Annotated in this window: 14 protein-coding genes; 11 read left to right on the forward strand and 3 right to left on the reverse strand. The window is 56.2% G+C overall.

The features are described from left to right. Positions 1-110: 110 nt before the first annotated feature. From SynPROS71_RS13975 to SynPROS71_RS09700, 7 genes are all read left to right on the forward strand, one after another. Positions 111-599, forward strand: a complete 489-nt coding sequence (locus SynPROS71_RS13975; RefSeq protein ID WP_186594777.1) for a type IV pilin protein — start codon at positions 111-113, stop codon at positions 597-599. 79 nt (positions 600-678) lie between these two features. Next, positions 679-1,086 carry a type II secretion system protein gene (locus SynPROS71_RS09675; protein WP_186594778.1) on the forward strand — a complete coding sequence of 136 codons (408 nt, stop codon included), beginning with the start codon at positions 679-681 and terminating at the stop codon, positions 1,084-1,086. A 103-nt stretch (positions 1,087-1,189) separates the two neighbouring features. Then, entirely contained in the window at positions 1,190-1,669 is a 480-nt protein-coding gene (locus tag SynPROS71_RS09680) for a type IV pilin protein (RefSeq protein WP_186594779.1), read from the forward strand. Positions 1,670-1,741: 72 nt separating this feature from the next. Next, positions 1,742-3,376 (forward strand): hypothetical protein, encoded by a 1,635-nt coding sequence (locus tag SynPROS71_RS09685; protein ID WP_255442102.1) that lies wholly within the window; start codon positions 1,742-1,744, stop codon positions 3,374-3,376. 153 nt (positions 3,377-3,529) lie between these two features. Then, complete coding sequence (locus SynPROS71_RS09690; protein ID WP_186594781.1) at positions 3,530-3,964, forward strand: hypothetical protein; 435 nt, start codon at positions 3,530-3,532, stop codon at positions 3,962-3,964. Continuing rightward, positions 3,961-4,608 (forward strand): Tfp pilus assembly protein FimT/FimU, encoded by a 648-nt coding sequence (locus SynPROS71_RS09695; protein WP_186594782.1) that lies wholly within the window; start codon positions 3,961-3,963, stop codon positions 4,606-4,608. The genes SynPROS71_RS09690 and SynPROS71_RS09695 overlap by 4 nt, the downstream gene beginning before the upstream one ends. Then, on the forward strand, positions 4,538-6,346 hold the full coding sequence (locus tag SynPROS71_RS09700) for a vWA domain-containing protein (RefSeq protein WP_255442103.1): 1,809 nt from the start codon (positions 4,538-4,540) through the stop codon (positions 6,344-6,346). Before SynPROS71_RS09695 ends, SynPROS71_RS09700 begins: the two co-directional genes overlap by 71 nt. Positions 6,347-6,381: 35 nt before the next feature. Here SynPROS71_RS09700 and lepA read toward each other — a convergent pair whose 3' ends face one another. The 3 genes from lepA to SynPROS71_RS09715 all read right to left on the reverse strand — a co-directional run bounded on the left by lepA (position 6,382) and on the right by SynPROS71_RS09715 (position 10,143). Then, positions 6,382-8,196, reverse strand: coding sequence for a translation elongation factor 4 (lepA, locus tag SynPROS71_RS09705; protein ID WP_186594783.1), 1,815 nt, complete (start codon positions 8,194-8,196; stop codon positions 6,382-6,384). Between the two features lie 68 nt (positions 8,197-8,264). Then, complete coding sequence (locus SynPROS71_RS09710) at positions 8,265-9,797, reverse strand: carboxypeptidase M32 (protein WP_186594784.1); 1,533 nt, start codon at positions 9,795-9,797, stop codon at positions 8,265-8,267. Between the two features lie 7 nt (positions 9,798-9,804). Beyond that, positions 9,805-10,143 (reverse strand): hypothetical protein, encoded by a 339-nt coding sequence (locus SynPROS71_RS09715; protein WP_370586817.1) that lies wholly within the window; start codon positions 10,141-10,143, stop codon positions 9,805-9,807. Between SynPROS71_RS09715 and SynPROS71_RS09720 the strand changes: the two genes are divergently transcribed. The 4 genes from SynPROS71_RS09720 (at position 10,120) to SynPROS71_RS09735 (ending at position 12,875) form a co-directional block, all read left to right on the forward strand. Continuing rightward, the gene (locus tag SynPROS71_RS09720) at positions 10,120-10,401 is read left to right on the forward strand and encodes a 4a-hydroxytetrahydrobiopterin dehydratase (protein WP_186594786.1); all 282 of its coding nucleotides are present in this window, start codon (positions 10,120-10,122) and stop codon (positions 10,399-10,401) included. The two genes, SynPROS71_RS09715 and SynPROS71_RS09720, sit on opposite strands and share 24 nt — an antisense overlap. A 37-nt stretch (positions 10,402-10,438) precedes the next feature. Then, positions 10,439-11,500: a GTP-binding protein gene (locus tag SynPROS71_RS09725; RefSeq protein WP_186594788.1), complete on the forward strand. Its 1,062-nt coding sequence runs from the start codon at positions 10,439-10,441 to the stop codon at positions 11,498-11,500. A gap of 52 nt (positions 11,501-11,552) precedes the next feature. Next, positions 11,553-11,699 (forward strand): hypothetical protein, encoded by a 147-nt coding sequence (locus tag SynPROS71_RS09730; protein ID WP_186594790.1) that lies wholly within the window; start codon positions 11,553-11,555, stop codon positions 11,697-11,699. A gap of 132 nt (positions 11,700-11,831) precedes the next feature. After that, the gene (locus SynPROS71_RS09735; protein ID WP_186594791.1) at positions 11,832-12,875 is read left to right on the forward strand and encodes an extracellular solute-binding protein; all 1,044 of its coding nucleotides are present in this window, start codon (positions 11,832-11,834) and stop codon (positions 12,873-12,875) included. Positions 12,876-12,925: the final 50 nt, after the last annotated feature.

A 12,925-nucleotide genomic window follows, 5' to 3' on the forward strand; every position in this document is an offset into this window, starting at 1 on the left:
CTTCTTAGGAAGCTTTAGCCGTTCCTTCCTGTACGAACCATGAGAAAAGGAGATGGTGAATCCGTGAGCACCACAGGTGCCAAGACCTTCACCCAATCCACGGACCAGCCATGACCACTCTCAACAGCCGGCTACAGCTGGCCATGCTCAACCGCAAGAAATCACGCAATCTGCTCGAGAAGGGCTTCACCCTTGTGGAGCTGATGATCGTGATTGTGATTGTTGGCGTTCTGTCGGCAGTCGCGCTTCCAAACTTCCTCAGCCAAACACAGAAAGCGAAAGCCTCTGAGTGCGTGCAACAACTTGGGGCGATTACGAAAGAAGGATATGCGCTCTCACAAGGGACCACAATTGCACAAGTCAAGACGGAGCTCGACGCTGGATCCGTCACGACCGCGAATAATGCCGATGGGGAATGCACATACGAAACAAGCGTCACCGACGATATTTTCAATGCCCTAGCGACAGGTGCACCTGACAAAGATCTAGACGGAAAAACGCTTGCTGCGTGCGTGAACACGACGACTGGCAAACGCGATGTTCAAACAGCATTTGATGTTGCCGCTAACTGCGCAGCAGAAGAGGGGGATGATGGGTGATTACAAAACCCAATCAAATACTCTGACTTCAAAACTGGCTCGCAGCCAGTTTTTTTTGACCAAATGATCAGCAAGTCAAATGCTTTTAACCCAAAAAAAAGAGAAAGGATTCACACTGACCGAGCTGATGGCAAGCGTAGCCATTACAAGCATCCTAATCAGCCTATCACTTACAACAATCTCAAAACAAACAAAAAGAGCTCATCTAGCAGAAGCAACAACACTCATCGCTACCGGCCTAAAAATAGCCGGCATCGAAAGTCAAAAGCCTGGATATACACCAACAAACGACTGCAATGTTCCTGCTATTGACAGCAAAGGCTTAAACGACTGGATTATAACCTGCGACTTTGAGGGAGAAATATTCACAATCAAAGCATCAGGCAAAGGCTCAAATCCCAACATCCCAACAACCCTTTCAACTGGAACCTGGAGCCTCAACCGAACCAATGGATCCATAACTCAAGGCGTAGCCACTGGACTATAAAAATTCAACGTCAATAGAATAAAAAGTAAAAACCTCAGCCAATTATTAGCAAGATCTTAGAATCCCCTAATAAATTTACGCACAAAAGACCTAAAATGAAAAGATGGATAGCCTAAATAGACCAATCCAAAAAACTGGATTCACTCTTACGGAGCTTCTCATTGCTGTTGCGATTCTTGGAATAATGGGAGCAACGGCGTTGCCGAACTACCTCAACCAAGTCAATCGATCTCGCCAGAACGAAGCAGCCTCAACAATCGCTCAAATCCAAACCACCATCGCATCCTATGCCGATGAATTTGGCGTATTACCAACAAGCTGGGCCGAGCTCAACGACACTAGCGCCATAATGACCGACGATGGACCAGCCACCCAAGACAACTTTCAAGCAATCACGCTGGCAGGAGGGTATTACGACGTTGCTATCAGCAACAAAGACAACCGGTTCACGATCACAGCAACAGCAACAAGTGATGACAACTCCAATCTCAATATCATTGCTTGTGTGAATCTCACCAACGGCGCCAGCGGCATCAACCAAGGCACAAAAGCTGCTAAAGCATCAGCCCCTGACTGCGGATAAATGAAATTCCCCCGCTCCTCCCACAAGAAGCATCCATCAAGAAAGATCCCCAAGCAGGAGCAGGGTCTTTCGATGTTGATTGCCCTGATGATGGGGATGGTGCTGATGGCGGGCGTGACTGGATTACTGCTTCGGCAACTGATGAGCCGCAAGCTGGGCGGCGCGGAAAGTTATCAACAGATGGCCGAAACGGCTGCCTTGAACGGATTCAACAGGATCCTCGGAGAACTCAATAACGATGACAACACGGCCTACAAGGGCTACCTGTTCACCCTCGACCACCACGGCGGGGATATTGACAGTTCTGGAAGCGAGAAATGGGGTTGGAACGCCTCCAATCAAGCTGATTTTCCTTTGAGAGAACTGTGCACCAACCGCAGCCAATTGCCAGAGGCCGTGCCAGCCAGCGCAAGCACGGGAGAACCTCCCCACGTAGCACTGACGGAAAGCACATCCAGCCAACGGGATGATGGAAAAGCCAACATTCAGCTTCACTATCGATTACGGGGATACACCACTACGGCAACGGCCAGCAACAATGGTTCAGGGGAAGGACGCTTTCAAATCGAAGGCCTTGTTGCACGTAATGGAGATGATCCAGGCAAGGGATACCTCGCCAGAACCCTGCTGCTGCGTTCGCTCTATGTGAACTCGATTGTTGCCGGAGAAGGGGATTGGGCGGTATTGGCGGGCCAAACACTCTCGCTGGGAGACACCGAAATTCTCGACAAAAATGGAAACACAGGTGAGGGCAAAGTGCTGCTAAACGTCAACTCGGCCGATCGCTATCTCACGGCCAACGGATGCTTGCCCTCCAACCTGCTCGAGGATGTGGGAGCCAGCAACACCAACGACAATCTCGAAAACAGAATTGTGCCTATCTTCGAGAAAGGTTTGCCAACCAGCAATTTATGGAACCTTGGCCTAACCCAAGACCAGGCAAGTAACTCAGACAAGGTGCGGATTTGGAGCTTTGACGACACCAACTCATTGGCAGACTGTGATGCCATTGCCTGCAGCCGTGAGTCCACTTCTGCAGACGCCGTCGAACGTGGTGACCTGGAAGAAAGTAGCGGTTCTGTCATCCGTCTGAGTACGAGCGAACTCTGCAAGGGCACGGGAGACGATTGCCATGTCTTTGTGGAACACATCAACCTCACCAGCACGCGACTGCTGATTGAAACCAGTGCCAACCGCCCTGTTGTTCTGCATTTGGAATACCCCGGCACTTCCACCGTGGCCCCCTCAGAACCGGGCATCACCGGCAGCATCAACCTTGGCAGTGGCGCTCAGCTCTGCGGCGTCAACGCCGGCAGCAATACCTGCAATGGCAAGCCGGAACAATTGATCATTTTGTCTGCTGCACCAAAACCCAGCGGCGTGCGCAGTTGCGGGGTATCACCCGTAAGCGATAAGTATGTGCTCGCCTTTGATGGCGACAGTCTGCCTGCTGCCAGCGTGCATCTGATTCCTGGCATTGTGAAAACAGGCACCAGCAGCACCAGCCTGAATGGGCTGATCTGGGCCGATGGCGTCTGCACCGATGCAGGACCCTTCGACTTAATCACCGGAACCAGTGGCGACAGCACTGTTGTGCGTGATCTCAATGAACAGTGGGATTGGGAAAGCCAGAACTTTCCGGGTTATGGCCAGATGGTGACCCGTGGGATCCGCGGCACAGGCCTCGATACGTTCAGGCGTTGGTAACTCAATGCTCATCCACCACTCAGTTCCAGACAACACAAATCGATCAAGATTGCTATTTAAAGCACTTCAATTGTGATTGAGTAACACCATCGAGTGAAGCATAGACATCGCTATCGACACAAGCGACCAAGAAATCCAGATGATGGTTTTTCTATGGTCGAGGTGCTGATCGCAGGAATTCTTCTCGCCTCTGCCTTAGCAGCGGTGAGTCGAATTTCGGTAGCAGCTTTAAGTGGTAGTGCCAACCTTTCGGAGCGGGCAAGGATTGAAGCCGCCATTAATGACAATATTCAAGCCATGCAAAAAGAAGATTCCTACTACACCGCTGAGCGGATTATCGACAATGGAGGAGAAGAAGCCCTAAAAAGTGCTTGCACAAACCCTCCAGAAAAACTGAGTAATCACCTCCAAACGGTTGCACCAGAGCCTCGTCTCGCAGCCATCACACGCACATTTGACATTGATTCAATTCCTGGAATTCTGCGCATTGTCTATAGCTTTGAAGGCCCCGAACAACAGGTCAAAGCAGAACAACGAGTTATTGAGATGACCCCAAACTTTGCAGCCAAGTGTTACAGCACACGATGAAAACCAAATCAGCAGGTTTTTCACTCCTTGAACTCCTTGTGGGGATGGTGATCGTCACCATCGGCCTATCGGCAGCAATTCCGTCCTATCTGCGCAACATGCGACAGGGAGAAGTCGACCGCTACACCCAACAATTGGAAGCCGGATTTTTTGGCCTGCGCGCCAAGCTCGGCCAGCAGAAAACCAGTTGCACATTGAACTTCGACATCAGTGGGCTCAACAATTTCGCCGCACCCGCCGATGTGGTGGAGATGAAAGACCATCCTGAGCGGATCGAATGCTGCAACAGCGATATTGAAGCTGCAGGCCGACCCAGCGGCTGCGCCTATGGGCCTGAGATTGGGACGTTGCTAGCTGGAGATTCCAGCGGAGCGGAAAAAGACAAAATCATCCGCGACCGTTCGCTGCGTCTACTTGATCGTGAAGGGACACCAGAATCAGAGGTCGTGGTCATGAGCGTGAATCTGGCCAAGTATGAGCTCACGCCTCCAGGCACCAGCACCATGCCGGACGACTTGATTTTCCTGATCCGATCTACCAACACCCAGGAAGAAAGACTGCGCACCCGATGCGTTGTGCTTTCGAGCACTGGATACCTTTTTCGAGGAAGCTGGAACCCTTTGGACTCCAGCTGTGAGAAATAAATACTCTCACCGAGCACTCATCCAATCAACAAGCAAGCCTAAGCTTAACCGCGACAAAGCAATCAATAATAAAAAGATCAGCTTTATGTTCATGAGCCCAAGAATCAAGCTGCTTAAAAAAACACACACCACGGAACAGAATGGTTTTGCTGGAATGACCGAGCTGGTGGTTGCGGCGGGGGCGGGAACATTATTGATTTTGGCCTCTGGGGTAGCGCTGCAATCCACAGGCAGTCTGATCAAAGACACTGAAGTGAAGACAAGACTGCGCCAAAATACAACCAATGGGCTTCGACTGCTGCGTGCAGAAGTCGAAAGGAGCATGCACCTCATTATCAATAGCGCAGAAGGACTTGACAGCAGTAAGTCTCACATTGACATGGGTGATAGTCGTTATGCTTCGATCATTGACGAATGCAAGTCATTGGCTGGAAGCAGACAATTTAAGCCAATTTTTGGCGTAAAGATGATTGAATTAAATCAGCCAATTGTCTATGGAATGAGTTTAGGAGCAGCCAAGATTTACGATGATAGCAAGAAAGAAGGAGGCACCAGTTACTCGATCGTGAGGTGCGGTGCACCACTCAATCCAGAAGGTAAATACAGTGAAACAACAAATGTCTTTCTGAATACGGTCATCGAGGATATCGGCGCCATCCCCTGCCGCAAGGAAAGCGAACTCAAGGAAGGCGAAAGTCTGGCAACAGTATGTGAAGAGGATGGCCCGACCAAGGCCGAGATTCTGAACACCACGGATTTCACCTTCACGGCAGGAAAAACACCGAGCCGAACGGAACGTCAACCCGCACTGCGGGTTGAAACCGACACCAACTACAAATTGGTGAAATTCATCGGCCCGACCGCAGCAGGAGACGGGCAGGATGAAGACACCATCACCCATAGCTTCATCAACAAGCTGGGGGTAGGGGACAGGCAGGTCACCTCCCAACCCCTCTATTTCACCGCCTTCGCGCGTGCCGATAAACGTCTCGACAACTTCGGCAGTGAGGGCCAGGGAGGGCCACTCAACGGAGCCTTCTTCCAGAACATCACCAGCAGCAATGTGCGCTTTGTGATCGATGGATCAGGCTCAATGAGTGCCTGCGTGATGTGGGGCGACGGCTACGGCTCCTGGCGCACCTTCTACGATCCGAATCAAGGGCGCTACCGGGACACCCGCCGGATTTGCGCGCTGACCCGCATGGAAGCCCTAATAAGCGAAATGACCATGATTCTTGAGCAACTGCCAAACAACACAAAAGTTGGGCTCACCTCCTTCAGCTCCAGTGGTTACGGAAACCACAAAGAGTGGAGTGAATCGACAAGTGGGCTAGTGCGTTTGGGGGATGAAGGCAAGCGCGACTCTGCCATTCAGTTTGTCAACACTCTCGACAACGCCAAAGTGACCCGGTGGGGAGGGACCGATCCCTGGAATGCAATTCAATCAGCCTTTGACGACACGGAAACCGATACGCTCTATTTAATGTCAGACGGTCGACCCAACCGTGATCGCAGGGGTGGTCAATGGTCAAGCTGGGATCACCAAGACACAGCGAATTACTACGCCGGGGAAAACAACAATCGCAAGCATGACGGTGAAGACCGCGCCCTGATTGTGAATGCAACCTCACTCGGCCTGGAGTCTCCTTGGCTGGAACAACTCTCCGAGCTGACCCAGGGTTACTACAACCAGATTGACAAGGATTCCCTGCAAGAGGGACAAGAGGAGATCAGTTGATCGTCCTAAAAGCAAGGGGTTGAGCCGCTCGCAGCTCAACCCCCATCGTTCAACTTCAGCACCGCCATGAAGGCCTCCTGGGGCACATCCACCTTGCCCATGGCCTTCATCCGCTTTTTGCCCTTGGCCTGCTTCTTCAATAGTTTCTTCTTCCGGGAGATATCACCGCCATAGCACTTCGCCAGCACATCCTTGCGGATGGCGCTGATGCTGGTGGAGGCAATGATGCGGCTGCCGATCGAGGCCTGCAAAGGAATCTTGAACTGCTGGCGGGGAATCAGTTCCTTCAGTTTCTCCACCAGGGCCTTGCCCACGTTGTAGGCCTTATCCCTGTGCACGATCGTGGTGAGGGGATCAGCCCGCTCTCCATTGATCAGCACATCCAGGCGCACCAATTCATTTTTGCGGTAACCAATCAGGTGGTATTCCATCGACGCATAGCCCTGGGTGCGCGTCTTCATCTGATCGAAGAAGTCGGTCACCACTTCCGCCAGTGGTAATTCATAGATCAAGGTCACCCGATCGGTGGTGATGTATTTCATGTCGAGATACTCACCGCGTCGTTCCTGGCACAGGCCCATCAGCGCACCGTTGTATTCATTCGGCGCATAGATCTCCATCTTCACGTAGGGCTCTTCAATCGACTCACGCTTCTGCGGATCGGGAAGGGTGGCGGGGTTGTCCACCATCACTTCCGTGCCATCGATCATGTTCACCTTGTAGATCACCGATGGTGCGGTGACGATCAGATCGAGGTCGTACTCCCGCTCCAGCCGCTCCTGCACGATTTCCATATGCAGCAGGCCCAGGAAGCCGCAGCGGAAGCCAAAGCCCATCGCGCTGCTGGTTTCCGGTTCGAACTGCAGAGCTGCATCGGAGAGCTGCAGCTTGTTGAGCGCTTCGCGCAGATCCGGATACTGGTCGGCCTCGGTGGGGAACAGGCCACAGAACACCATCGGCTTGGCCTCGGTGTAACCGGGTAAGGCCTCATCCGCCGGAGCATTGAGCAGGGTGATCGTGTCGCCCACGCGGGCATCGGCCACGGCCTTGATCGAGGCCGCCAGGTACCCCACCTCGCCGGCATGCAGCTCATCCACCTTCTTTTGATCCGGCGCCATGATCCCGATTTCGTCGAGCTCATAGGTTTTCTTGCTGGCCATCAGCAACACCTTGTCTTTGCAGCTGATCCGGCCGCTCATCACCCGGAAATACACAATCACCCCCCGGTAGGGGTCGTAATAGGAATCAAAGATCAGTGCTTTGGTGGGCTCGTCGACCGCATCCTTGGGAGCCGGCACCCGGTCCACCACGGCCTGAAGAATCTCGGGCACACCCAACCCTGTTTTGGCCGAACAGGGAATGGCCTTGCTGCAATCAAGCCCGATGATCGCCTCCACCTCTTCCTTGATGCGCTCGGGGTCGGCACCCGGCAGATCGATCTTGTTGAGCACGGGAATGATCTCGAGGTCGTTCTCCAGCGCCAGATACACATTGGCCAGGGTCTGAGCCTCCACCCCCTGGCTTGCATCCACCACCAGCAGCGCGCCTTCACAGGCCTGCAGGCTGCGGCTCACCTCATAGGAGAAGTCCACGTGGCCGGGGGTGTCGATCAGGTTGAGCACGTACTCCTCCCCATCGGCCGCCGTGTAATTCATCCGCGCCGCCTGAAGCTTGATCGTGATCCCCCGCTCCCGCTCCAGCTCCATGTTGTCGAGAAACTGCTCCTGCATGTCCCGGTTGGCCACCGTGCCCGTGTCCTGCAGCAAGCGATCGGCCAGGGTCGACTTGCCGTGGTCGATGTGGGCAATGATGCAGAAATTGCGGATCCGTGAGACGGGGGCGTCGGTCATGCGGTTGGCGGAATCCCGGCTCGGGCTGTTCTTGTCAATAACCCAATCCTAGAGAGCCGTTCCGCTGATCAAGGCGACGTCACCAGACGCTCGATCTTGGATTCCAAATAGCGCAGAAACGGATCACTCGAGAGAGGGCGTCCTGTGACGCTGGCCACCAGCTGCTCGGCGTTGAGCGCCCGGCCGATTGGATGCACCGCCTCCCGCAGCCAGCTGAGCACAGGCTGGAGATCATCCCGGCGCACATGCTCTTCCGGTGCCCCGATCGCCGTCTCCATCGCCTCACTGATCTGGGCACTGATCAGATGGCCCAGCAGATACGACGGGAAATAGCCGAACAAGCCCTCGCTCCAGTGCACATCCTGCAGGCAGCCTTCAGCGTCGTCCGCTGGTGTCACCCCCAGCAGTTCGCCGTAACGGCGGTTCCACTCGCTCGGAAGCGCTTCCACCTCCAGCCCCTGCTCAAGCAAGGCCAGTTCCAGATCCGTGCGGATCAGGATATGCAGGCCATAGCTGAGCTCATCCGCTTCCACCCGGTTGCAGCCGGGTGCCATCGGATTCATGGCGCGCCAGAGATCCATGGCGTTCGCGATCGGCGCTCCCGCAGCGGCGAAACGTGGCCACCAGTGCTCAGCAAACGGCTGGCTGCGAGCCACCCGGTTTTCCCAGAACAACGACTGGCTTTCATGCACCGCCATTGAGGTGGCCTGGCCAAGGGGCCAGGCAAACCACTGGTGGCTGGAGGGGGGAAGGCCCTGTTCATAGAGGGAATGCCCCCACTCATGAGCGGTGGCCAAAAAGCAGGAGAGGGGCTGACCGGCAACCACCCGGGTTGTGATCCGGAAGTCCCGTGGCCCCAGAGTGATCGAAAACGGATGGGGCGAAGCCGCCACGCAGGTGATTGATTCGTCCCGTCCCCAACACTTGAGCAACTGATCACAGAGATCCTGCTGGGTGGAGGCCTCCAGATCCCAGCTCAACGAGGTGGGCCGAGGCCCGCCCTGCAGCTGGCCGAGCAGCTCAGGCAGGCGCTGGCGCAACGGTGCGAACAGCTCCTGCAGCCGGGCCAGGGTGAGGTCGGGCTCAAACGGCTGGGCCAGGGTTTCCCAGCAGGAGCGGGGTTCCACCAGCTGGCGCGCCTGCTCCTGGCGGAGAGCCACCATGCGCTTCAAGGCAGGGGCAAATTGGCCGAACGCTGAGGCAGCCTTGGCCTGCTGCCAGCACTCGTAGCCCTCCGACTTGGCCACAGCAATCGCCGACACCAGATCGGGGTCGAGGGCCTGCTGCCTGCGCAGCTCCTGCTCCAACAGATCCAGATTTCTGGCCTGGGCTGCTCGGTCTGCTGCAGAAGTAGCTGATGGCGACGCCTGCCAGGCCTGCCGAGCCTCCCCGATCAAGGCCGCGTAACGCTCACAGCTTTGCCGCGCATGCAATTGACGGGCCAGAAGAGCGAGCTGTTCTCCGCGCCAGGCCGCACCGCCACTAGGCATGCGTGTGTTCTGATCCCAGTAGAGCGTGCTCTGAATCGACCCAAGCAGCTGGGTTTCCCGGAGGTAATCACCCAGCGAAGTCCAGGCCGAGGAAGGAACGTCGCGCGTCATTCAGCCATCAGTCCCGGCGGCAGTAGCCACCACCCACATCCGTCCAGCCTGCCGGACAGTCCTCCCCCATCGCTGGCCTGAGGGTGTAGGTCATCAACCCAAGGGCACTGCACTTGCCATTTCCCATATCGATGTAACCCATCGGGCACTCGCTGGCGATGCGCTTCACGACCCTCTGGGCCTGCCCGCGGGGAGCCGCGGCCACGAAAGCCGCCGGAATCAGCAGTGCGATCAACAGCCTCTGCATCATGTTGTTCACCCGACGTCCCAACGCACTCCTCGGCAGCCACGCTAGGGGTGACGTCAGGATCACATCGAGTTCATGGCCTCCCTGCTGCCGCAGCACGAACGGGACAACCTCAACAGCACCCTGCCTCACTGGCAGCTTGAGGCTGATCGCCTCAAGCGAGACTGGCGATTCAAGGATTTCAGCGAAGCGTTTAGCTTCATGACGCGGGTAGCCCTTCTGGCCGAGACGATGCAGCACCACCCCAACTGGAGCAACGTCTACAACCGGGTGTCGATCGAACTCACCACCCACGACCTGGGCGGGCTGAGTGATCTGGATGTTCAGCTGGCCCGGTCCATCGACGCCCTCAGCTGACAGCTGCCACGATGGTGTGACGCGCAGAGACCCCTGAATGACAGGCACAGCTCAGCAGGCCAGCACCGTGCCAGTAACCATCCTCACAGGCTTTCTCGGAGCTGGAAAAACCACGCTGCTCAACCACATTCTCAACAACCAGGACGGCCTCAAGACAGCCGTTCTGGTGAATGAATTCGGAGAGATCGGGATTGATAACGATCTGGTGGTGAGCACCGGCGACGACATCGTGGAGCTCAGCAACGGCTGCATCTGCTGCTCGATTAACGGCGAGCTGCTGGAGACCGTTGATCGCATCCTCGAACAATCCAAAGATCTGGATTATCTGGTGGTGGAAACCACCGGGCTGGCTGATCCCCTCCCCGTTGCCATGACATTCCTTGGCAGCGAACTGCGGGATCAGACGCGCCTGGATTCGATCATCACCCTGATCGACGCGGAAAATTTCGGCGAGGAGATTCTCGCCAGCGAAGTGGGGCGCTCCCAGGTGATTTATGGAGACATCCTTCTCCTCAATAAAACCGACCTGGTCGACGAAGCGCGCCTTGAGGCCATTGAGAGCACGCTCCGGGAGGTGAAGAGCGACGCGCGGATTCTGCGCTCACAGAAGGGGGAGGTTCCCCTACCGCTGCTCCTGAGCGTGGGCCTGTTCGAATCGGATCGCGTTGTGAGCGCTGCTGAGGTTCATGACCACGGGCACAGCCACGATCACGCCCATGACCATGACCACGGGCACAGCCATGACCACGAGCATGACCCCAGCCACGCCCATCAATCGGCAGATCACCTCGCGATCGAAGGCTTCACTTCCCTGTCCTTCCGCAGTGACGGCCCCTTTGGTTTGCGCAAGTTCCAGAATTTTCTCGACAACCAGCTTCCGGAAAGCGTGTTTCGGGCCAAGGGCATTCTCTGGTTCAACGAAAGTGAGCGGCGGCATGTCTTCCACCTGGCTGGCAAGCGCTTTTCCATCGACGACAGCGACTGGACTGGGGAGCGAAAGAATCAACTGGTGCTCATCGGTCGCGATCTCGACCACGACACCCTGCGCAAACAACTCCAGGCCTGCGTCGCCAAGGACGCTGGTCAGGGCTTCGGCTAAATGCACCACTTTCAAACAATGTGATTAGGCTGACAACCAACGTGGAGAAGGAATGGTGGAACTTCTTGCAGCTGGCGGCTTGCTGATTGCTTTAGGGCTTGCCTTCTGGCTTCTCCTTGATTCCGACGATGACAACGGCGGCGGCGGCCTGATGGAGCCCACCCTTGTGCCCATCCCTGTTCGGCGCAGTGACCGCTGATCGCCAATCAAAAGCTTGAGCAACCCCGACCATGGTCGGGGTTTTTTTATGGCTAGGCACGGGCCCGGAAGCCAACAGGCAACAACCGCACCCTTATTGAGTACGATTCTCAAATTCATTAGTCGCTTCTCCATGCGCAAGCTTCCCCGGGGCTTGAACCGCGGCCGAGCCGCTGGCCTGCCCCTGCTCCTGGCAGCAACAACCCTCCTGGCCGCCTGCAGCCAGCAAGGCCAGCAGTCTGAGATCGGCGTGTATTCCGGCCGTCACTACAACACTGACCAACAGCTCTACGACCGCTTCACCGCCGAAACAGGCATCAAGGTGAAGCTGCTGGAGGCCAAAGATGACGCCTTGATTCAGCGACTGCGCACCGAAGGCGACACCTCACCCGCCGACGTGCTGATTCTTGCTGATGCCGCACGCCTGGATCAGGCGGCCGATCTCGATCTCTTCCAACCTGTGCGTTCCAACCAACTGGATGCGGCGGTCCCTGAAGCGCTGCGCGATCCCAAGCAACGCTGGTTCGGACTCACCCGCAGGCTGCGCACCCCCATGATCAACACCGCCTCGGTGCAAGCCGAAGAGGTGGATCAGTACCAGAAGCTGGCTGCTCCGGCCTTGAAAGGTCGCCTCTGCCTGCGCAACCGCCGCAGCGTGTACAACCAGTCGCTGGTGGCTTTCATGCTCGACCGGGAAGGAGAAGAGGCAACAGCCAAGTGGATCCGCGGCATGGTCGCCAATCTCTCCCAGCCGGTCTTCAGCAGTGACACCCCAATGATTCGGGCCGTGGCACAGAACAATTGCGGTGTGGCGCTCGCCAACAGCTACTACCTCGGACGTCTGCAGGCTGGCGACAAAGGCGAAGCGGACCGCAAGCTCAGTGAAGCGGTGACCGTGGTTTGGCCCGAACCGGTTCATGTGAACATCACCGGCGGCGGCGTGACCCGTTCAAGTCGCAATCCCGAAGCAGCCACCCGCTTCCTGGCCTTCCTGGTCGCCAGCGAAAACCAGGGGGGCTATGCCGCGGCCAACCACGAGTACCCCATCAAGGGCATGGGGGACGATCCCGTGCTCAAGGCCTGGGGCCCCTTCCGCCAGGCTGATGTGTCTGCCGCACGCCTTGGTGAACTGAACAGCAAGGCTCTGGAACTGATGAGTGCCAACGGTTGGCAATGATCAACGGGTGAAGAGCGTCAGTCCCTCCATTCCCTGCCCCCTGCCCCAGG

The sequence above is a fragment of the Synechococcus sp. PROS-7-1 genome, assembly GCF_014279795.1.
Lineage (GTDB): Bacteria > Cyanobacteriota > Cyanobacteriia > PCC-6307 > Cyanobiaceae > Synechococcus_C.